This window comes from Schleiferia thermophila, from assembly GCF_003337435.1.
Taxonomy (GTDB): domain Bacteria; phylum Bacteroidota; class Bacteroidia; order Flavobacteriales; family Schleiferiaceae; genus Schleiferia; species Schleiferia thermophila.
In genome coordinates this window covers 190,861-213,666 of the sequence record NZ_QPJS01000001.1, presented here as the reverse complement: position 1 = coordinate 213,666, position 22,806 = coordinate 190,861, and the positions used below count along the sequence as shown (strand labels likewise).

15 protein-coding genes and 3 tRNA genes are annotated in these 22,806 nt (G+C 40.7%); 6 read left to right on the top strand and 12 right to left on the bottom strand.

Annotated elements, in window-relative coordinates:
- Nucleotides 1-2 precede the first annotated feature (2 nt).
- The 3 genes from rpsB (at nucleotide 3) to DES35_RS00980 (ending at nucleotide 4,427) form a co-directional block, all read left to right on the top strand.
- A complete protein-coding gene (gene rpsB / locus DES35_RS00990; protein ID WP_114365556.1) occupies nucleotides 3-773 on the top strand; it encodes a 30S ribosomal protein S2 in 771 nt (256 codons plus the stop codon).
- Nucleotides 774-878: 105 nt separating this feature from the next.
- Entirely contained in the window at nucleotides 879-1,700 is an 822-nt protein-coding gene (gene tsf / locus DES35_RS00985; RefSeq protein WP_114365555.1) for a translation elongation factor Ts, read from the top strand.
- Nucleotides 1,701-2,009: 309 nt separating this feature from the next.
- Nucleotides 2,010-4,427, top strand: coding sequence for a TonB-dependent receptor (locus DES35_RS00980; protein ID WP_114365554.1), 2,418 nt, complete (start codon nucleotides 2,010-2,012; stop codon nucleotides 4,425-4,427).
- Nucleotides 4,428-4,474: 47 nt separating this feature from the next.
- Here DES35_RS00980 and mnmE read toward each other — a convergent pair whose 3' ends face one another.
- Both mnmE and holA read right to left on the bottom strand, forming a co-directional pair.
- The gene (gene mnmE / locus DES35_RS00975; RefSeq protein ID WP_037358085.1) at nucleotides 4,475-5,845 is read right to left on the bottom strand and encodes a tRNA uridine-5-carboxymethylaminomethyl(34) synthesis GTPase MnmE; all 1,371 of its coding nucleotides are present in this window, start codon (nucleotides 5,843-5,845) and stop codon (nucleotides 4,475-4,477) included.
- Nucleotides 5,842-6,864: a DNA polymerase III subunit delta gene (gene holA, locus DES35_RS00970; RefSeq protein ID WP_037357734.1), complete on the bottom strand. Its 1,023-nt coding sequence runs from the start codon at nucleotides 6,862-6,864 to the stop codon at nucleotides 5,842-5,844. The genes mnmE and holA overlap by 4 nt, the downstream gene beginning before the upstream one ends.
- A 680-nt stretch (nucleotides 6,865-7,544) precedes the next feature.
- On the opposite strand from holA, the gene DES35_RS00965 reads away from it, so the two are divergent.
- From DES35_RS00965 to DES35_RS00955, 3 genes are read left to right on the top strand one after another with little or no spacing between them, the layout of a single operon-like run.
- Nucleotides 7,545-8,528, top strand: a complete 984-nt coding sequence (locus DES35_RS00965) for a Gfo/Idh/MocA family protein (protein ID WP_037357731.1) — start codon at nucleotides 7,545-7,547, stop codon at nucleotides 8,526-8,528.
- Nucleotides 8,525-9,427: a hypothetical protein gene (locus DES35_RS00960; RefSeq protein ID WP_114365552.1), complete on the top strand. Its 903-nt coding sequence runs from the start codon at nucleotides 8,525-8,527 to the stop codon at nucleotides 9,425-9,427. Before DES35_RS00965 ends, DES35_RS00960 begins: the two co-directional genes overlap by 4 nt.
- 13 nt (nucleotides 9,428-9,440) lie before the next feature.
- Nucleotides 9,441-10,874, top strand: a complete 1,434-nt coding sequence (locus tag DES35_RS00955; protein ID WP_037357726.1) for a sugar transferase — start codon at nucleotides 9,441-9,443, stop codon at nucleotides 10,872-10,874.
- Here DES35_RS00955 and DES35_RS00950 read toward each other — a convergent pair whose 3' ends face one another.
- The 10 genes from DES35_RS00950 to rpoC all read right to left on the bottom strand — a co-directional run bounded on the left by DES35_RS00950 (nucleotide 10,875) and on the right by rpoC (nucleotide 22,800).
- Entirely contained in the window at nucleotides 10,875-12,881 is a 2,007-nt protein-coding gene (locus DES35_RS00950) for an alpha-ketoacid dehydrogenase subunit alpha/beta (protein WP_114365551.1), read from the bottom strand. It lies immediately after the preceding gene.
- 51 nt (nucleotides 12,882-12,932) lie between these two features.
- The gene (locus DES35_RS00945; RefSeq protein WP_037357725.1) at nucleotides 12,933-13,736 is read right to left on the bottom strand and encodes an SDR family NAD(P)-dependent oxidoreductase; all 804 of its coding nucleotides are present in this window, start codon (nucleotides 13,734-13,736) and stop codon (nucleotides 12,933-12,935) included.
- Entirely contained in the window at nucleotides 13,736-15,013 is a 1,278-nt protein-coding gene (locus DES35_RS00940) for an asparagine synthetase B (protein WP_371851073.1), read from the bottom strand. Before DES35_RS00940 ends, DES35_RS00945 begins: the two co-directional genes overlap by 1 nt.
- Nucleotides 14,991-16,616 (bottom strand): replicative DNA helicase, encoded by a 1,626-nt coding sequence (gene dnaB, locus DES35_RS00935; protein WP_114365549.1) that lies wholly within the window; start codon nucleotides 16,614-16,616, stop codon nucleotides 14,991-14,993. The genes DES35_RS00940 and dnaB overlap by 23 nt, the downstream gene beginning before the upstream one ends.
- Nucleotides 16,617-16,707: 91 nt before the next feature.
- On the bottom strand, nucleotides 16,708-17,505 hold the full coding sequence (tatC, locus tag DES35_RS00930) for a twin-arginine translocase subunit TatC (protein WP_244906308.1): 798 nt from the start codon (nucleotides 17,503-17,505) through the stop codon (nucleotides 16,708-16,710).
- Between the two features lie 94 nt (nucleotides 17,506-17,599).
- A tRNA-Pro gene (locus tag DES35_RS00925) sits at nucleotides 17,600-17,672 on the bottom strand.
- A gap of 43 nt (nucleotides 17,673-17,715) precedes the next feature.
- A tRNA-Pro gene (locus tag DES35_RS00920) sits at nucleotides 17,716-17,788 on the bottom strand.
- A gap of 53 nt (nucleotides 17,789-17,841) precedes the next feature.
- Nucleotides 17,842-17,914 (bottom strand) — tRNA-Pro (locus DES35_RS00915).
- 254 nt (nucleotides 17,915-18,168) lie between these two features.
- Nucleotides 18,169-18,486 (bottom strand): DUF3467 domain-containing protein, encoded by a 318-nt coding sequence (locus DES35_RS00910; protein ID WP_037357719.1) that lies wholly within the window; start codon nucleotides 18,484-18,486, stop codon nucleotides 18,169-18,171.
- Between the two features lie 3 nt (nucleotides 18,487-18,489).
- Nucleotides 18,490-22,800 (bottom strand): DNA-directed RNA polymerase subunit beta', encoded by a 4,311-nt coding sequence (gene rpoC, locus DES35_RS00905; protein WP_037357717.1) that lies wholly within the window; start codon nucleotides 22,798-22,800, stop codon nucleotides 18,490-18,492.
- Nucleotides 22,801-22,806: the final 6 nt, after the last annotated feature.

The window sequence follows — 22,806 nt, the reverse complement described above, 5'->3', positions numbered from 1 at the left end:
AAATGAATCTCAATCACGAAGAAGTAGTAAAAGAGTTGCTCGAAGCCGGCGTGCACTTCGGACACCTCACCCGCAAATGGAATCCGGCAATGGCTCCCTACATTTTTATGGAGCGCAATGGAATTCACATCATCGATTTGTACAAGTCAGTTCAAAAACTTGAACAAGCTGGTGAAGCGCTAAAAAAACTGGTTTCCGGAGGAAAGAAAATACTTTTTGTTGCTACTAAAAAACAGGCCAAAGAGGCCGTAACGGCACTCGCTACCGAGCTGAACATGCCTTACATCACAGAACGCTGGCCAGGAGGGATGCTCACCAATTTCGTTACCATCCGAAAAGCAGTGAAAAAAATGGCCAACATCGACCGGATGAAAGCCGATGGCACCTTTGATACTCTTTCAAAAAGAGAACGATTGCAAGTGGAGCGTCTAAGGGCCAAGCTGGAGAAAAACCTGGGATCAATTGCCGAAATGACCCGATTACCAGCTGCTCTATTTGTCGTTGATATCAACAGAGAACATATTGCCGTAAGCGAAGCTCATAAGCTAAACATCCCGGTATTCGCCATAGTAGATACAAATACAAATCCCTACGAAGTGGATTTTCCGATTCCCGGTAATGATGATTCATCAAAGGCAATCGCAAAAATTCTCGAATACATAAGAACATATATGTTGGAGGGATTAAATGAGAGAAAATCCGACAAAGACAAAGGAGCTACTGAAAAAGTAGCCAAGAAAGCTTCAAAAATGGCAGTTTCTGATGAAGACTAAATGAGCTGCCTGCTAAACTTAACATTCGACTAACCATATCCGTAAGGGCAAAAGCTAACTTTGCCCTTATTTTCTTAGTAATAACCTATAAATCAATTAATTGAAATGACAAACATAACAGCTGCTGACGTTAATAACCTTCGGAAAATCACCGGGGCTGGAATGATGGATTGTAAAAAAGCCCTTATGGAAGCAGAGGGCGATGTTGAAAAAGCTATTGATATCCTTAGAAAAAAGGGACAAAAAGTAGCTGCCAACAGAGCAGACAGAACTACCTCAGAGGGATGTGCTTTGGCGGCAATCAATTCTGAAAATACCTTCGGAGCTATTGTAGCACTGGGATGCGAAACAGACTTTGTGGCTAAAAACGATGGATTTGTACAATTAACCCAGAGCATCCTGGATATCGCTATTGCACATAGACCTTCAGATGTGGAATCTTTAAAAAACCTCCCCTATGAAAATCTAACTGTGGCAGATAAGCTCATCGAGCAAACAGGAGTAATTGGAGAAAAAATCGATCTTGTAGGGTATGCTACTCTTCACGGCACTTATGTGGCCTCCTATATTCATCACAACAAAAAAATAGCAGTGCTCGTTGCACTGTCAGCACCTGCTCCGGAAGCTGCCAAAGACATCGCCATGCAGGTAGCAGCAATGAATCCAATGGCCCTCGACAGAAATTCAGTACCCCAGGAGATCATTGATCGCGAATTGGAAATAGGAAAAGAACTTGCACGTCAGGAAGGAAAGCCTGAAAATATGATAGAAAAAATCGCTCAAGGCCGCCTTGGAAAATTCTTTGCTGAAAATACACTCCTGGAACAAGAATTTATGAAAGAGGGTAAAATGACCGTTGCTCAATATTTAGAAACTGTTCATAAAGGACTCACAGTTACCGGATTTAAAAGAATAGCTTTAGGATAATTCTGCAGAAGTCCGTTCACGAAAATAAAACCGCCTTATTCCCAGAACAAAAGGCGGTTTTTTTATTTTGATATTTTAAAAAAATGTTTTTACTTTTTGTTTAAAAAATTTACCGATAAACATTCGCTTAACCAACATAGCTTTGTCGGCGAATCTTAAGGGGTGCTAAGGTAGGCGCGCGATACCTTGGCTGAGATTACACCCATTGAACCTGGGCAGGTAATGCTGCCAAGGGAGTCATGGTTCTTTTACAAGTGATGCACACGGGTAACCGCCCCTGTTACTTGTGATTAATTTAAATAATTAATCATGAGAAAGTTACAACGGTACAGTGTGCAGTGGATATCAGGTATATCTACTGTGGCCCTTTCTATAAGGGCATGGGCACTTCTTTTAGCCCTGTTTTTCGGTTCTCTCCTGAAAGCACAAGGTCAATCAGGTCTGTGTCTTGCAATCAAAGATGCCTCTTCCGGTCAACCTTTAGAGGGTGTATCAGTTTTCGTCCCATCTACCGGAGAGCGACTGCCATCAGATCATGTCGGCAAAGTCTGTTTGACAAGACTTTTCAGCAAAGCGACAGTCATCCTGGAAGCAGATGGATATAGTACCAAAAAAGTTGATATTGCCTGGTCTGAAGGAGATATCACCATTCTGCTGGAGGCATTGGCCACACAACTAAATCCCGTGGATGTACTGGCTTACAGAGCACTGAGCACCACCCCCGTAACTCAAACCAAACTAGATGGCGAACAAATCACTAAGCTCAACGATGGACGCGACATTCCGGTGGCCTTGGAAAATGTACCTGGTGTGGTATCCTTTTCGGATGCTGGAGCAGGCATCGGGTATACTGGACTTCGGATCAGAGGCAGTGATCCTACGAGAATTAATGTAACCATCAATGGGGTGACGATCAACGACGCCGAAAGCCAAGGGGTCTTCTGGGTAAACATGCCGGATTTGATTTCGTCAGTCAATTCCATCCAAATTCAAAGAGGTGTAGGAACTTCAGTAAATGGCCCCGGAGCTTTTGGGGCAAGCATAAATATCGAAACCAATGAAGCTGAAAAAGACCCATTTGCTAAGATTATATTAGGCGGAGGCAGTTTCAATACAAGAAGATTGAGTGCACTATTTGGCACCGGAATACTTCTGAATCGCTGGTCACTGGATGGAAGAATCTCCCGTATTCAAAGTGATGGATATATGGACCGAGCCTCCAGCGATCTGCAATCCTGGATGTTTAACCTCAATTGGCTGGGTAAAAAGACCTCATTTAAATTAGTTACATTTGGTGGCAGGGAAATCACCTATCAGGCATGGTATGGCCTCGACAGTGCATCCATCAGCACATTAGGCAGAAGATTTAATTTCGCCGGTGCCAAATTTGGCCCTGATGGAGAAGTCATTGATTTTTACAGAGATGAAGTGGATAATTACGGTCAGCAGCACTTTCAGCTTCATTTAAGACATACGTTTAATCCATCCTGGACGCTTCAAATTACAGGAAATTATACGAAAGGAGCCGGATTCTATGAACAATTTCGCCAAAACGACCGACTGAACCGATACAACCTTCCACCAATGGTCTCCGGAACGGATACCATAAGAAGAACTGATCTGATACGCAGGCTTTGGCTTGACAATGACCTCTATGTGGGAACAGCCAATATAAGATACCATTCGGGTGGATGGAATGTGGTCGGAGGAGTGTCGTACTACAACTACATAGGAGACCATTTTGGTGAGATTCTCTGGGCGCGATATTCAGGTGAATTGGCACCATATCAAAGATTTTACTTTAACGATGCGAGGAAACGGGATTTTACATCATATGTCAGAGCTGACTACCAGTATTCAGAACATCTTTTCTTCTACGGTGACCTTCAGTATAGAGCTGTGACCTATGTCGGTCAAGGTATCGACAGAAATCTACGAAATATAAGCATCGACGACAGACTTGACTTTTTCAATCCAAAGGCAGGTATATTATATAAACTATCACCTACTGTGGAAGCATATGCTTCAATAGCTGTGGCCAACAGAGAGCCAGCTAGAAGGGACTATCTAGAAAACGAAGACCTACCTCAGCCCGAAACTCTCATCAATTACGAACTGGGTACTAGGATTTCTAAAAGCAATTTGACCCTCGAAGCCAATGCTTACTACATGGACTATTTTAATCAGTTGGTCGTCACCGGCGAATTTTCGGATGTAGGATTCGCATTGAGAAAGAATGTAGGTAGGAGTTATCGCACGGGAATCGAGTTCGTTGGAAATTACAGGACCGGCAAATGGGAGATTTTTGCCAACCTTGCACTTTCCAGACACATCAATATTGACTGGAAAGAACCTGTCAACGACACTTTGATTACCTCACTTGGAAACACCCCCATTGCTCTATCAGCCGGCGAAATTGTTCAAGGGGGCATCACAAGGTATTTTTCAAATTACTTCAATGCAGCGCTGATTCATCGGTTTGTAGGTAGACAATACCTGGACAACACCGGCGATTTGGCACTTAGTTTAAATCCCTACCATGTGACTGACATACGCATCTCTGGTCGGATTCCTGTCACTTGGTGCAGAGAATTTACGTTGAATCTGTTTATCAACAACATTTTTTCAAACCTCTATGCATCCAACGGATATGTGTTTGATGGAACTGCCTATTTTTTCCCCCAGGCTACGCAAAACTTTTTGCTAAATGCCACCATTCATTTGTAAAGGGAAAAGATTGGCTAAAAATCCCGACTCAATGAGTCGGGATTTTCTTACTTTCCAATACAAAAGTTAGCAAAGATGTATCCGAGTATATCGTCAGCTGCCACCTGTCCAGTAATAGAACCCATATAATACAATGCCTGTCGCAAATCTATTGCCACCAAATCACCTGAAAGTCCACTCTTTAATCCAACTTCTGCATCCTGTATGGCCTGCAAAGTTTTCTTTAATGCCTCTACATGCCTGGCATTTGTAACTATAATCTGATTTTCGGTAATTTTATTTGTAATTATTTCGCTAATCAACACCTTTTTAAGCTCCTCTAGACCAATTTTTTCTTTAGCTGATATGTAAATGTATTTACTATCTTTTTCAGATAAATTTTTACATTCATCTATCTTGTTAGCCACTTGAATGAGAGTAGCATCAGGTGCAGCATCATTAATTTTCGAAATGATTTCACTTTGTTCAATTTCAGAAAAATTGTTTACATCAAAAAGATAAATTATTAATCTCGCTTTAGAAGCTTTTTCCAGGGCTTTTTTTATACCAATTTCTTCTATTTCGTCAGAAGTATTTCGAAGACCGGCAGTATCGATAAATCGAAATTTAATTCCATCAATAACTATGACATCTTCAATCACATCCCTCGTTGTCCCAGCTATATGCGATACGATTGCTCTTTCTTCACCCAGCAAGGCATTAAGCAAAGTAGATTTTCCGGCATTTGGAGCACCCAAAATAGCCACCGGTACTCCGTTTTTAATTACATTTCCGAGTGAATAGCTATTAATAAGTGACTGAAGTCGTGTTTTAATAGAATCTATTAATTCAAAAAACCTCTTTCTTTCGGCAAATTCAACATCTTCTTCAGCAAAGTCAAGCTCTAATTCAAGCAATCCGGTAAATTCGATCAATTTGCTTCGCATATCTTCCAATTCCATGCTAAAGTGACCTTTTAGCTGGCTTATGGCCACATCATGTGCAGCTTTGCTTTCGGAGGCAATCAGGTCGGCAACAGCTTCGGCTTGTCCAAGGTCCATTTTACCGTTTTTGTAGGCTCGAAACGTAAATTCACCAGGTTCAGCAATTCGGGCTCCTGCTTGTATGCAGCAATCCAAAATTTTATTAACAATGTACGGAGATGCATGACAGCTGATTTCTGCAACATTCTCCCCTGTATATGATTTCGGCGCTTTAAAAAACGACACCAACACTTCATCGATCAGTTCACCATCTGAACGCCACTCTCCAAATTTTATGGTTTGGCTCTTAACAAATGCTATATCAAAAGATTTTTGTTTGACGGGGCGGAAGTAATTTGAAAGTATTTCAAAGGCTTTATCTCCCGAAATCCGAATAATTGTTAATGCTCCTGAGCCAACTGAAGTGGCAGGAGCTACTATGGTATCTGAATTCACATCCAATATTTATTTATTAATCTGTATACCAATTCAAACAACACATCAAAATCTTCAGTATTTGCATTGTCTACACCCTTCAGCCTTGCATCGCAATTAGTACAAAACAGTAATGCAAATTCGCAGTCTTCCATTGAATAATTTCGTTTAAATGATAAGAAATTACCTGCTCTATATGGGTGAATTTTCAATACTTCTGAAGCAGAATCTTTATCCATTATTCCCGCTACATGAAGTGTATAAAGTTGTTGAAATGAATTAAATATTCCAGCAAGTATACCAATCGGTGCATGCTGCTTTGGATTTTTTTTATAAAAAGTAATTATCCTCAGTGCTTTTGCTATATCCCTGTTAAAAATTGCATCAATTAATTCATATGAATTAAATTCCCTGCTGACACCAAGATGTTTTTCAACATCCTCCGGCCTCAAATGAATCGGGGAATTTCCGTAGTAAATTTTAATCTTTTCGACTTCATTTTGTAAAACCGATAATTCTGTTCCAACCCCTTCATAGATTAATTCGCAAACTTGCCTGTTTGCTGTAATTCCATTTTGAGTCAAATACTGTTGTATAAAATTCACCATTTCATAGTCTTTGATTTTAGGTGAATAAAATTCAACATATTTCTTTTTTGCAAGCTGAACCAGTGATGACCTACCATCTATTTTTTTTCCTTTTGCACTTATCACCAACACACACCCTGGGTTGGGATTTTTAAGGTAATTTTCCAATTCCTCTATATCACTTTTAGCCAAACTTTGGGCTTCTTTTACAATCACGAGTCTATATGGACTACCAAACGGAAATTGCTTAGCTTCTTCAACAATTCTCTTTGCAGAAACTTCTGCCCCATATAAAACAACTTGATTAAAATCTCTTTCTTCAGGCAGAAGTACAGATTTTTCAAACAATTCTACAAGCCTATCAATAAAAAATGGCTCTTCACCATGTAGAAGGTAAAATTGTGATAGATTTTTACTACTAATTTGTTGTTTTATTTTTTCAAAATCAGACATGGATATTATTTTCTTTGATTGATAAATAAACCTGAAAAATTATTTTTTTTCAAAAAGTAATGAATTGCAACGAACTTTTATTTTCCTCTCTATTGAACACTTTCACAAAATAAATTCATTATCTTAACTTGTTCAATGAACCAATTGATTAAATTGCATTTAATTTTATCAACACAACCATCCTTTTTGCAAAAATACCGCTCTTATTAAAACTTTTTGAAAGTTTCTCTCTTGTTAAACACATCATAGAAGTGGAGCTGTCATTCATCAAAATAGAAAATTGGTCATAAGCTTTTAAATGAACTGTATTAGCTGGTGGAATTATGGAATACTTGTGATTAAGTTACATATTTAACCATACAATGAGGTTGACATTCATTATAAATGACCTCCCAGCAATCCGCAAACAATAGATTTTTACAAGTAGGTTATTCCACAATGAATCAATTTATTCGATCATAGAGCTAATCCAAAAAATTTTTTGGACGATATATGATATACACTGCATTCACAAGACATTAAATTTTTCCTTTACAGGCAGGTCATCAGCCGGCTTTCTCATATTGACTTAACTACTGATAAATACAAATCAATATCTAAATGTGTATAACACGATTTCATATGGGTAGTATATCCATCAGATGGATAAATATTTTTGTCCCTTAAAGTTCACTTAACAAATGCGAATCGGATTAGCAGGAGTCGGACATCTGGGTAAAATTCACTTAAAATGTCTAAAAAACATCCCGGAATGGGAAGTTGGTGGCATTTACGATGCCAATCCAAAGACTGCTGAAGAAGTAGGCCAGGAGTTTGGGGTCAGAGTATTTCCGACCTTTGAAGCGCTGCTGGATGCTTCAGATGCCATTGACCTGGTCACACCTACCACCACTCATTTCGAGCTGGCCAGCCAAGCCTTGAAAAGCAGAAAACACCTTTTTATCGAAAAACCTGTAACACATACCCTTACAGAGGCCCGCAAGCTTCAGAAACTGTATGCTGAGGCTGATGTAAAAATACAGATTGGCCATGTGGAGCGTTACAATCCGGCTTTTATATCGGTGAAAGACAGGATTAAGAATCCAATGTTTATCGAAGCCCACCGACTGGCAGAATTTAACCCCCGTGGCACCGATGTGCCTGTAGTCCTGGACTTAATGATTCATGACATTGATGTGGTGTTGGCAGCTATTCAAAGTCCGGTCAAAAAAATCAGCGCCAGTGGTGTAGCGGTCATTAGCGAAACCCCGGATATTACAAATGCTCGGATTGAATTTGTAAATGGTGCTGTGGCCAATCTCACGGCGAGCCGAATCAGCATGAAGAGGATGAGGAAAATGAGAATTTTTCAAAAAGAAGCCTATATCAGTATAGACTTTCTGAAAAAAGAAAGCGAAATCATCTCCTTAGTGCCTGAAGCTGATAGGGGAAAAAATCCCTTTGCTATGACGCTAACGAGTGCAAATGGCGATGTAAAAGAACTCGAATATTTTAAACCAGAATCTCCTCAAATCAATGCAATAGAAGCAGAATTAAAATCGTTTTATCATTCAATCAAAAACAATACTCCTGAAGAAGTTTCATTGGACGATGGGATCAATTCGCTTGAGGTGGCGCATGAAATTCTTCAGAAAATTAAGGTAAATCTGACGCTTATTCAATGATTTTACGAGTTATTTCCATTTTGATTATTGTACTATCAGGATTTGCCTCCTGTCAATTTGAAAAAGCCACCATACCGTCATATCTGGTCATAGATGATGTAGTGATGGAAACCGACTACATCACTCAGGGCACATCTTCACATGCCATTAACAGCGCCTGGGTTACTTTAGAAAACAGGGAATTGGGAGTGTACGAATTGCCTGCCAGAATTATAATTCCATTTTCAGGAAACCAATCAGTCCAGGTGAGGTATGGAATATCGGTGAATGGAATTCGTTCCATGCGGGATGTATACCCAATGTTGGAAGTAACAAATACAACATTTGACCTCAAACCAGGAGAAACCTACTACTTTGAACCAGAAACAGATTCTCTACCCAGAGCCAGATATCGTACAAATGCCAAGGTACTATTGGTTGAAGATTTTGAAGGAGTCGGCATATCGTTGCAACGAACCGATAAATCGGACGCGGATATAGTAAAAGTGACGCACCAGGATAGCATATTCAGAAATTTGCAACGACCGGAACACAATTCCGCATCAGGCAAGGTAGTGCTTCCACCCGGACAGACACTGGTTGAAATTGCCACATCCAACAGATATGTTTTACCAAAGGGCGGTAACAAGGTGTTTCTGGAAATGAATTTCACAGGTAATCAACCATTTACGGTCGGTGTATTTGCTCATTTATTTGACAGACTGGTTCAAGCTCCTGTTGTACAAATTCGACCAACACCCGGAGAGTGGAGAAAAATTTATATTGACCTGACACCGGAAATTTCTGGAAATGTTAATGCTTTGGACTATCAGATTTTTTTTGGAGCAGTAAAAGCAGACCCTAATTCCGGCTCAACTGAATTTTTGTTGGACAACATAAAAATACTCTACCTGGAATAGTGAACGGCAAATAATGATATCAACGCAACGCAAAAAGCGAGAAGCCAAACAAAGAGCATTCTATATAACTTTCGATATTATATCGTCTATACTCTCCTACTCAGTACTATTTTTTTACCGTAAAAAATATATTGAAACGAAGCTTTTTGATATAAAAAGTCCCTTTGATTTTGACATTAATTTTTTATTTGGTGCATTTGTATTTACAGCACTATGGATTTCAATTTACCAAATTTCTGGATTTTACAATGATATTTTCAGAAGATCAAGACTAAAAGAATTTTTTCAGACATTTAATCAGTCATTATTTGGTTCCATATTGCTTTTTTTCCTGTTTATACTTGATGATATTGTGACTAATTATAAAGATTATTACAAATCCTTCTTCATCTTCTTTTCATATCATTTTTTACTCACATATTTATTCAGATTTATTCTTTCTTCGAGAACTAACTTTTTGATTCAAAAAGGCAAAATATCCTATAATACCTTAATCATTGGAAGCAATCAAAATGCAGTTGACTTATACAATAAACTACGTAATAAAAACTTTTCAACCGGTCACAACTTTGTTGGTTTTGTAAGTGTGGATAACAACATAAAATTCTTGCTGGAAAAGAAACTCAATTACTTGGGAAATTATACAGACCTGGATAAAATTCTTTCTGAAAATGACATCGAAGAAGTGATTATAGCTGTGGAATCCAAAGAGCACAATAAGGTGCAAAATATTCTGAATCTCCTCGAAGATGAAAATGTAAAAATCAAAATGATACCTGACACTTATGATATATTAAGTGGAAAGGTTAAGCTGGAGTCCTATGGAGAGCCTTTGGTCGAAATACCCAATCGCCCTCTTAGTGTCACAGGTGCATTTATAAAAAGGGTATTTGACATTGTAGTTTCAATCATTGTATTGATTGTTTTTTCACCAATTTTTTTGGCGTCAATGGTTTTGGTGAAATTAAGCAGTAAAGGGGATATTTTTTTTCGACAGGAAAGAGTGGGATATAAGGGGAAAAAATTCAACATCATAAAATTCAGATCGATGGTGGCAGATGCCGAAACCAATGGTCCTCAGCTCAGCTGCAAAGAAGACCCTAGAATTACACCATGGGGGCGAATAATGAGAAAGTACAGAATCGATGAGTTACCCCAATTTTTTAATGTTATTAAAGGAGAAATGTCCATTGTAGGCCCCAGGCCTGAAAGGGAATATTACATAAAGAAAATAGTGGAAAAGGCTCCTTATTACAAACAGCTTCACAAAATAAAACCAGGAATCACCTCTTGGGGCATGGTCAAATTTGGCTATGCTGAAAATGTAGATGAAATGATTCAGCGTCTAAAGTATGACCTTGTGTACCTGGAAAATGTCAATCTATTGAACGATATAAAGATACTGTTTTACACTATTCTGATAGTCCTTCAGGGAAGAGGAAAGTAATCAGAACCGCAGCAAGTATTCTATTGCTGCACCCAACCTGCTTTTGGCAAGAAAACCTTGCTCCAGCTTAGCATTAAAAGGCACAGGAGTATCCAGTGACCCTACCCTCATCACGGGAGCATCAAGCCATTTAAAACAATGTTCTGAAATCAGAGAAGAAATTTCAGCACCAAAAGCACCGGTATATGTATCTTCATAAAGAACCAGTGCCCGGCCTGTTTTAATCACAGATTTAAAAATTGTTTCTGTATCCAGTGGAATCAAAGTTCTTAAATCGACGATTTCGAAACTAATGAATGGATTTTGACGGGCATATTCCAATGCCCAATGAACTCCTAATCCGTAGGTAATGATGGACAGATCATTGCCCTCTTGTACTATTCTGGCCTGGCCAAATGGCAATGTATAATAGTCTTCATGCACATGCTCTGCAACCGAGCGATATAGGGCTTTATGTTCAAAAAACATCACTGGGTTTGGGTCTTCAAAAGCCGTCAGCAGTAGCCCTTTGGCATCGGAAGGAAATGCTGGATATACTACTTTAAGACCAGGCACATGTGTAAACCATGATTCATTGCTCTGGCTGTGAAACGGACCCGCTGCTACTCCGGCTCCTGTGGGCATTCGCACCACCACATCTGCATTTTGTCCCCATCGGTAGTGAATTTTTGCGAGATTATTTACAATCTGCGTAAAACCTTCTGTTACAAAATCAGCAAATTGCATCTCAACCATGGCTTTAAAACCATTTATGCAAAGTCCCAAACCTGCACCGATAATTGCACTTTCACACAAAGGAGTATTCCTGACTCTTTCTTTACCATATTTGGCAACCAGTCCTTCCGTAGCTTTAAAAACTCCTCCGTATTCTGCAATATCCTGTCCCATCAAAATCAGATTTGGATGCTTTTGCATTGCTTTATCCAAAGCATCTGAAATGGCATCCAAAAGTCTCATCTCGCGTTTGGCATCAGATGCTGGCTTTGTCTCATGGTATTCAAAAGGAGCATAAACATCTGCTAACTCCTTCAATGTATCGAATTCAGCGTCTGGGGCATTAAAAGCTATTTCCAGTTCAGAATTGATCAAGGTTTTAATTTCTTTTCGAATGGTAAAAATCTGCTCTTCATCCAATATTTTCTCGAGCTGTAGAAAGGTTTCGTACTGAAGTACGGGATCTTTCTTAGACCATTCTTCCTGCAGCCCCTGAGGATAATATTTAGTGCCTGAGGCCTCCTCATGTCCCCTCATTCTAAATGTAATACACTCTAGTAGCAGAGGGCCTTCTCCTTCGGAAATCTTTTTCTTCCAGTATCGTATTGAATCTATAACTTCGAGGATGTTGTTTCCGTCGATGGTTTCTGCATGTATGCCGTATCCGATTCCCTTATCTGAAAATTTTTCACATCGAAACTGTTCTCTGCTGGGAGTGCTAAGACCCCATTGGTTGTTTTCGATAACAAAAATTACCGGCAATTGCCAGACGGCCGCCACATTTACGGATTCGTGAAAATCTCCTTCACTTGCCCCCCCATCGCCTGTGAAAACGGCTACGACTTTGCGATGGTTTTTCAATTTGTTTCCCAAAGCAATACCATCGGCTATTCCCATTTGCGGACCTAAGTGGGAAATCATCCCTACGATTTTGTGCTCTTTGCTTCCAAAGTGAAAAGAGCGATCTCTTCCCTTGGTAAACCCTAAAGGTTTTCCCTGAAACTGGGCAAACAATCTGTGCAAGGGGATGCCTCGGGTTGTGAAAAGTCCAAGATTTCGGTGCATAGGCAGGAGATATTCATCCTTGTCCATTCCATAAGCTACCCCGACAGAAATGGCCTCCTGCCCCCATCCGCTAAACCATTTGGATATTCTACCCTGACGGAGCAATATCAGCATCTTTTCTTCAATAAGTCTTGGTAGAAGGATGTTTTTATAAATATCAATAAGTTCACTTTTGCTGAACTTATCTGCAAAAAGTTCAAAATTAATTTGTAGCGTTTTCAGGGACATTGGAGCAGAGCTTATTGGATTGCAAAACTAAATATGAGCATATTTGTACTTTCAGGTCTTAAAGACAAACTTTCTCATAAGAAAATAAAAAAAATCTGGTAAAAAACGTTTAAAATAAGCTGCCAAAATCTCCGGCCCCCCTATGTATGCATGTTCTTTTTTTTTGATAATGACCTTGCTAAGCTTTTTGGCAAATGTTTCGGTAGACATGCCTTTTTCTTGGGCTGGGCTGTTTTTATTGAGTTTTTTGCCATCAGGTGTCAAAGAATTCAGTGTTACATCTGTTTGAATAAAACCTGGACTGACAATCTGAATCCTAATACCGTATTTTCTGACTTCTTCTCTGAACCCTTCATAGTATCCGTAAAGAGCATGTTTTGAAGCAGCGTAGGTGGCTAATCTTGGCTGGCTAAATTGACCTAAGACACTTGAAATCACAACAATCTGACCGTGTATTGAATTTTCAATAAAGTATCTGCATACTGCTTTTGAGAGTGCTACATTTCCAAAATAATTGATTTTCATAATTTTCTCCTCCACCTCGTCGAGAGTGTCCAGAGAATTTCCCAACTGACCGATTCCTGCATTGTTGATTAAAATGTCTATTCGGCCGGCCAGTTCCAGGGCTTTTTTTACCCAGTGAGAAGCTTGGGAAAAATCTTCCATATCCAGAGGCAAAACATGAGCCTTTACATTTGAGCACTCCCGGGCCAGCATTTGCAGCAATTCCTTTCTGCGAGCACTGAGGATCAAGGTACAATTTCCAATCTGGTTCAGATAAAGAGCCATTCCTCTGCCAATACCCGATGAAGCTCCCGTAATCCAGATTACTTTATTGTAATAAAATGTTGTCATTAAGTTTTTTGTTTTTTCTTTTGCGCTGCAGGCAGAAGTATGTTATTCAAAATGAGCCTGTATCCCGGTGAGTTTGGATGATCGTCGAGTTCTGTAGGCTTATCTCCCACCCTGTGCTGATAATCTTCCGGATCGTGGCCACCATAAAATGTAAAAAAGCCCTTTCCATGAATTCCATAGAGATACCTTACCTCATTGAGCTGTTTGTTTTCGCCTAATATCACGATACCGGGTTTAATCAGTTTTCGATTGAAGGCAGTTGTCTGTCCCATAAACCCTTTGATCACTCTTGTGTGATTTTGAGTCAAAATGGTGGGAATCACATCCCATTTAGCTGAAAACTCAAACAATCCAAAGTAATCATCTTCTTGTTTGACTCTTCTGAAATTGGTCATATCAATATCTGAATATTCATATTCATAAGGATTGGTACTTAGAGTAAAATTTCTGAACGCCAAAGTTTTTGAAAAATCAAGTTTTGAGTTGTAATTGGGTTCGGCTGGGTCGCCGTCAAACATACTTTCGCAAATATCCAGGCCGACAGCAGCTAAAGCAATATCATATGTATCGGTTGCAGAGCACATTGCAAACATATAGCCACCATTTTCAACAAATTCTTTCAGCCGGAGAACTACCGCAAGTTTAAGCTGGGATACTTTCGAAAATCCAAGGTCTTTGGCAAGTGATTCCAACTCGTTTTTTTGCCTGATGTACCAGGGTGCATTTCTGTATGCAGCGTAAAACTTGCCATATTGGCCAGTAAAATCCTCATGGTGCAAGTGTATCCAGTTGTAATCCTTTAGTTTGCCGTTTAGAATTTCACGATCGTAGATTTTGTCATAGGGGATTTCTGCGTATTCCATGGCGAGTGTCACAGCATCATCCCATGGCTGGCTCCCCGGTGGGGTATAAACGGCAATTTTGGGTACCACTTCCAGTTTAACCACATCCATATTGACAGCTGGACTCGAAATTTCTGCTTTGATCTGTGCAGCCTGCGCAGCTGAGATCGGTTCGAAGGAGACGCCTCTTACCCTGCATTCCCGAATTATAGCATCGTTGGCGGGTATTAAAAATGAACCCCCTCTGTAATTGAGTAGCCATTCAATTGATGTGTGGTTTTTAATTGTCCAATAGGCTATACCATAACTTTTCAAATGGTTTTGCTGATTGCTTTCATCCATCGGAATAAGCAGGTATTGCGACCAAACTAAAGGAGGTGTAAGCAGTAATAGAAGAGTGCAAATGATTTTGTTAAAAAGGAGTGTCGTCTTCATCCATTTCATCACTAAAATCATCTTCAAATTTACTGCCATGCATAGGAGTAGACGATGAACCTTTCACATCAAATGGGTTAAAAACCGGAAGTTGAAAAGATGTACTTGATTCGCTGCTCGAATCGGTCAGAATAGGACTTTTTTCCTTATTGATTCTTGATTCAAAAGTTATTTCATTAAAATGTGATGAATCCATTTCTCCGGCAATGCCCAGTTCAATAAACGAGGTAGTTTCATTATCAAACCTAAATCGAACGTTTTTTAGAGCTCCGTTTCTGTGTTTGGCGATGATGAGCTCAGCCTGATTGTGACAGGGAGTTCCATCCTCCCAAGTCTCAAACTTGTAATATTCAGGTCTGTAAATAAAACTGACGATATCAGCATCTTGTTCTATAGCGCCCGATTCCCGCAGGTCGCTCAGCATAGGTCGCTTGTCGCTGCCGCCCCTGGAATCTACCGCTCTGTTCACCTGAGCCAATGCTATTACGGGTATGTTTAATTCCTTGGCTATTACCTTGAGTGCTCTGGAGATGCTGGATATTTCCTGTTCACGCGTTCCATTTTTTGAAGTTCCGGCAGTCATCAGCTGCAGATAGTCGATGATGACACATTGAATATCATGTACGGCTTTGAGTCTTCGGCATTTTGCTCTCAAATCGAATATGGAGATAGAGGGGGTATCATCGATAAACAAGGGGGCTTTTTCCAGTTTTACTGCTTTGGTGTAGAGCAAATTCCACTGTTCTGATGAGAGGTCCCCGTTTCTTAAGTTTTGATTAGGGATTCCAGTTTCGGAAGATATCAGACGCATAATCAGCTGAACAGCAGACATTTCCAATGAGAAAAATGCTACCGGAATATTGTTTTCAATGGCCATATTTCTAGCCAGGGATAAGACGAAGGCTGTCTTACCCATTGATGGCCGAGCTGCGATGATGATGAGATCGGAGTGTTGCCAGCCACCGGTGACGCTATCCAAGGCCCTGAAACCACTGGATACACCGCTGAGCCCTTCTTTTCGGCTGATTTCTTCCATGCGTTTAAGAGCATCTTTTATCAGATCTCCAGCCGTGGTAAAATTTTTCTTTAGATTGCCTGCGGTAAGCTCAAATAGCCTTTGTTCCGTCTCATCAAGAAGTTCTATAGGGTCTGTTTCATCGGAAAAGGCTTTTCTTTCCAACTGTCCTGAAATGGAAATAATCTCCCTGAGTAGATATTTTTCCAGGACGATTCTGGCGTGGTATTCTACGTGGGCTGAAGAAAAAACCCGTTGACTCAGATATACCAGGTAGGAATCTCCGCCAACTTCAGATATTTTACCAATTTTCTTTAGCTCTGCACTGATAGTTAGTAGATCTACAGGCTCACTTCTGCTAAACAAATCCTTTATGCTGGAAAAAATTATTCCATGGCGGGGCAGATAGAAATGCTCCGGTTGTAGAATTTCCAGCACTTCCCCGATGGCTCTGTTGTCGATCAGCAAAGCTCCAAGTACTGCCTCTTCCAGTGCCACATCGTGCGGAGGCACTTTGCCATAAATCAATGAGTAATCTTTAGCCTCATCTTGTGCTTTTTTGGGCTTTATCTGGCTGATTTGCTCCATCAGGTATATTTATTTTTAAAGATTTAGCTATAAAGGTTCTCAGACTGTAAAGGTGAAGATAAATTGTCAAAATTTTTAAAGTGTTGAAAACTTATATGACACGGGATTGTCCGGATTGCTCACTTTTTACAATTCTGGCAGAGATAAGTATGCTGATTTCATATAAGAGCATCACAGGGATTGTGACCAATATTTGACTGGCGACATCAGGTGGAGTAATGATAGCAGCTATTACCAATACCACCACAAATGCATGCTTACGGTATTTTCTCATCCATTGCGGGGTTAAAAGTCCTAGTTTAGTTCCAACATAAACCAAAACTGGCAACTGAAACATAAGGCCGCACGCAAGTAATACACTAGTGATGGTAGAAATGTACGACGACAGATCGATTTGGTTTTGTACATCGACACTCACCTGATAAGTTCCCAAGAATTGTACTGTAAGTGGCACAATGATAAAATACCCGAAAAATACCCCTAGAAAGAACAAAAGACTGCTGGAAGATATCATCAGACCTGAATATTTTTTTTCTTCCGGCCTTAGTCCAGGGGAAACAAAAAGCCATAGCTGGAGAATAATGTATGGAAAAGAAAGGATAATTCCTCCTATGAGTGCAACCCAGATATGCATACCAAACTGCCCGGCCATTTTGAGATTTACTAGTTTGAACGGCATTGAGTCCAGACAAAAGACCTCACCTCCCCATAATTTGCTTATATTGCAAAACAATCGATAGGTCAGAAAGTCTACTTTCGTAGGTTTTAACAAAATGCTATCAAAAAAAAACTCTTTAAAATAGAAAACAAGAGCAGCGGCAATTAAAGCACCTGCTACTGACCTGATGAGGTGCTGCCTTAGTTGCTCAAGATGACCGAGAAAACTCATTTCGGCCTCTGGATTTTGCTTTCTTTTGCTGGAAAACATACTCTTCAAAACGAAAAAAGCAGGTGATATAAACCTGCTTTTGATAGGTAATCAGTCGGGATGACTGGACTCGAACCAGCGACCACACGCCCCCCAGACGTGTACTCTACCACCTGAGCTACATCCCGCGATAAAAAAATTCAGGTATTACAGATGTAATACCTGAATCAGTCGGGATACCAGGACTCGAACCTGGGACCCCCTGGTCCCAAACCAGGTGCGCTACCAACTGCGCTACATCCCGATAGTATCACTAAATACAGCTTTCGACACACTACGTGGACCGAGAACACAAAGTCGGGATGACTGGACTCGAACCAGCGACCCCTACGTCCCGAACGTAGTGCGCTACCAACTGCGCTACATCCCGATAATTGAAAGAACTGGTTTATTATTTGTAAACGGGCTGCAAAAGTAGCCTCTGGAGAAGTTTCGAAAAAGCGATTTTCTTAAAAATATGTGTAAATTTTTTTGATCTTCTCACCTACTTAAATTTAATGAATTCCAAGATCATTTGTCTTTAAGAGAGAAAAATAGAAATATTTATATATGTAGTGATAAAAAAATCCGAATCCGATCGTATCGGATTCGGATTGGAATTGAACTTTAAGACTTTTTACAGACTCAAGCTTGTCCTTTAGGTCCGAATGCCATCGGAGGTACCGGACCACCGGGTTCTATTTCATTTATTTTTCCGAAAGCAGCTTCGTACTTAGCAATGTTGTCGCTGAGTGCCAGAAGGAGTCTTTTTGCATGTTGAGGTGTTAGAATGATGCGGGATCTAACCTTTGCTTTAGGCATACCCGGCATTATTTGCAGATAGTCAATCACAAATTCACTAGGGCTGTGATTGATGATTGCGAGGTTACTGTACACTCCTCCGGCCACTTCTTCAGCGATTTCTACATTGATTTGCTGCTCCGGTAGATCTTGCCTTTCCATTTTTTAATGAATAGTAGTTTCTTTTTCTTTTCTTGATTTCATTGATTCGTATTCTGTCAGCGAACCCACAAGGATTCGATCGAAAGATTTCAGGCCGGTACCTGCTGGAATGTTGTGGCCTACAATTACATTTTCTTTCAATCCTTCAAGATAGTCTACTTTACCACTTACAGCGGCTTCATTGAGCACTTTAGTAGTTTCCTGGAATGAGGCTGCTGAGATAAATGATTTCGTTTGCAGAGCAGCTCTGGTGATTCCTTGTAATACGGGTTTGGCAGTAGCTGGTCTAGCATCTCTTGCCACTACCAGTTTTTTGTCCTGGCGTTTCAAGCGGCTGTTTTCATCTCTGAGCTTGCGTGCAGATATGATCATCCCCGGCTTAAGCTCAGCAGAATCGCCGGCATCTTCAATCACTTTTTTGTCGAAGATGTAGTCATTTTCAGCGTTAAAATCATTGATATGTACAAGCTGGTCTTCAAGGAAGCTTGTATCTCCCGCCTCTACGATTTCAACCTTCCTCATCATTTGACGAACGATTACTTCAAAGTGCTTATCGTTGATTTTCACTCCCTGAAGGCGATATACTTCCTGAATTTCATTTACGAGATATTCCTGTACTTTACCGGGACCTTGGATAGAAAGAATATCAGCTGGTGAAATAGCTCCGTCGGACAGAGGTGTACCTGCTTTAACAAAATCATTTTCCTGTACGAGAATTTGTTTTGACAGGTTAATCATGTAAACTTTACGTTCGCCTGTTTTGCTTTCTACAATTACTTCGCGGTTACCTCTTTTGATTTTTGGTCCGAAGGAAACAATACCATCGATTTCAGACACGATGGCCGGATTGGATGGGTTTCTGGCTTCGAAGAGTTCAGTTACCCTGGGCAACCCACCTGTAATGTCGCCAGCCTTGGCTGATTTACGTGGTATTTTGGCGATTACTTTGCCCGCTTTTATGGAAGTATTGTCTTCTACGATCAGATATGCTCCAACCGGAAGATTGTAGGACTTGAGAATTTCTCCATCGGCAGTTTGGATATGAAGAGTTGGGATCAGTCGTCTGTTTTTTGATTCGGTGATCACTTTTTCTTTAAATCCGGTTTGTTCGTCTACTTCCTCTCTGCAAGTCACTCCCATTTCGATGCCTTCATATTTGACTGTTCCGTTTTGTTCGGCAATGATTACGGCATTGTATGGATCCCATTCGCAGATTTTGGTGCCTTTTGAAATTTTGTTGCCTGGTTTTACATAAATAGTAGAACCATAGGGTATATTATTGGTCTGTACTACGATTCCAGCTTTTTCATCAACAATTCTCATTTCAGCAGTGCGTCCAATGACTACTTCTACAGTTTCGCCTTGGTCGTTTTCGCTGACTACTGTCCGAAGCTCATCTATTTCGATAATGCCGTCGAATTTGGCTACTATTTTTGATTCCTCTGCCACATTACCGGCTGTACCACCTACGTGGAAAGTACGGAGTGTAAGCTGAGTACCTGGCTCGCCAATGGATTGAGCGGCAATCACACCTACGGCTTCACCGATTTGAATCATTTTGGAAGTTGCGAGATTTCGACCGTAGCATTTTGCGCATATTCCTTTTTGTGATTCACAGGTCAGCGGGCTGCGCACTTCCACCATCTGAATGGCCGAATTTTCAATTTTTGCTGCAATTTCTTCGGTAATTTCTTGACCGCTTTTTACAAATAGTTCGTTGGTGAGCGGATCGTACACATCGTGAAGCGATACCCTGCCGAGGATACGGTCATACAGGGGCTCTACTACTTCTTCATTTTTCTTAAGTGCTGTGACCTCCAGACCGCGAAGTGTGCCACAATCGTCTTCAGAGATTATTACATCTTGGGCCACATCTACCAGACGGCGGGTCAAGTATCCGGCATCTGCTGTTTTCAGAGCGGTATCTGCCAAACCTTTGCGGGCACCGTGTGTAGAAATGAAATATTCGAGAATTGACAACCCTTCTTTAAAGTTTGCTATAATGGGGTTTTCAATGATCTCTCCTCCTCCGGAGCCTGATTTCTGAGGCTTAGCCATCAGACCACGCATACCTGAAAGCTGGCGGATTTGCTCTTTTGAACCTCTTGCACCGGAGTCGAGCATCATGTAGATGGGGTTAAATCCCTGGCGATCGCTTGAGAGATAGTGCATAGCTCTCTCTGTGAGTTTTGCATTGGTGTTGGTCCAGATATCGATGATCTGGTTATAGCGTTCATTGTTAGTGATGAGACCCATATTGTAGCTGGCAATCACATTTTCAACGGCCTCATTGGCTTCGACTATAAGTTGTTCTTTTTCTTTTGGAATGATGATATCGCCTAAACTGAACGAAAGACCTCCCTTGAAGGCATATTTAAAGCCAAGGTTTTTCATATTGTCGAGGAAGGCTGCAGTTTTCGGAATGTTGGTAAGGCGAAGGATCCGGGCTATGATGTCTCTTAGTGACTTTTTGGTTAGAAGTTCGTTGATAAATCCGACCTCTTCAGGTACTATGGTATTGAAAACAACACGTCCGGCAGTAGTGTCTATGATTTTGTACACCAATTGGTCGTTTTCTCTTACCCTAGCTCTTACCTTAATTTTAGCATTTATGTCGAGTTTACCTTCGTTCAATGCGATTTGGACTTCTTCTGCACTATAAAAAATCTTGCCCTCACCCTTGACGGGATGCTCAGGAGTTGAAGGTCTAGGTTTAGTAATGTAATACAGACCAAGAACCATGTCCTGTGATGGAACTGTAATCGGCGATCCGTTGGCAGGGTTCAGGATGTTGTGCGAAGCGAGCATGAGCATCTGAGCTTCCAGGATGGCTGCATGTCCGAGAGGTAGGTGAACGGCCATCTGGTCGCCATCGAAGTCGGCATTGAATGCCGTACAGGTGAGCGGATGCAATTGGATAGCTTTACCTTCGATCAGTTTGGGTTGAAACGCTTGAATGCCCAGTCTGTGAAGGGTTGGAGCCCTGTTGAGCAATACCGGGTGTCCTTTCATCACATTTTCCAGTATATCCCATACGACGGGTTCTCTGCGATCAATAATCTTTTTGGCTGACTTTACTGTTTTTACTATACCTCTTTCGATGAGTTTTCGGATGATAAAAGGTTTGTAAAGCTCTGCTGCCATATCCTTCGGAAGACCACATTCGTGGAGGGCTAGTTCAGGCCCTATAACAATAACAGATCTTCCTGAGTAGTCGACTCTTTTTCCCAATAGGTTTTGGCGGAAGCGACCTTGTTTTCCCTTAAGGCTATCCGAAAGGGATTTAAGCGCTCTGTTTGACTCAGTTTTTACGGCTGTGGACTTTCTAGTATTGTCAAAGAGGGAATCTACTGCCTCTTGCAGCATTCTCTTTTCATTTCTAAGAATAACTTCCGGAGCTTTTATTTCCATCAATCGCTTCAGGCGATTGTTTCGAATGATTACTCTTCTGTAGAGGTCATTGAGGTCAGATGTGGCAAATCTTCCTCCATCCAGAGGTACCAATGGACGAAGCTCAGGTGGGATGACTGGTATTACTTTCATGATCATCCACTCGGGCTTATTTACAATTCTGCTGTTGGCTTCTCTTACAGCTTCGACCACCTGAAGGCGTTTAAGTGCTTCCTGTCTTTTTTGTTGGGATGTTTCGCGGCTGGCCTGATGTCTCAGCTCATACGACAACTCATCTAAATTGAGACGTTGCAAGAGCATTAACAAGGCTTCCGCTCCCATTTTTGCTATGAATTTATTTGGGTCGCTGTCATCTAGATAATGATTATCGGCCGGTAGTTTCTCTGTGATGTCCAGATATTCCTCTTCAGTTAAAAAATCCATTTTATTGATCTCTTTTCCATCTGGATATTTAGCGATTCCAGGCTGAATGACCACATATCGCTCATAATAAATAATCATATCCAGTTTTTTGGATGGAAGTCCCAGCAGATACCCTATCTTGTTTGGTATGGATCTGAAGTACCAAATATGTGCAACTGGCACAGTGAGTGTAATATGGCCTATTCGCTCCCGACGGACTTTTTTCTCTGTTACTTCTACACCGCATCGATCGCATACGATGCCTTTGTAGCGTATTCTCTTGTATTTGCCACATGCGCATTCATAATCCTTAACAGGACCAAAAATCCGCTCACAAAACAGACCATCTCTTTCCGGCTTGTGTGTACGGTAATTGATGGTTTCCGGCTTTAGTACCTCACCATAAGACTTCTCAAGAATGTACTCAGGCGATGCCAGACTGATGGTAATTGAATTAAATCGGCTTGTTTGTGTATTTTTTTCTGTCTTTTTAAATGACATGATGAT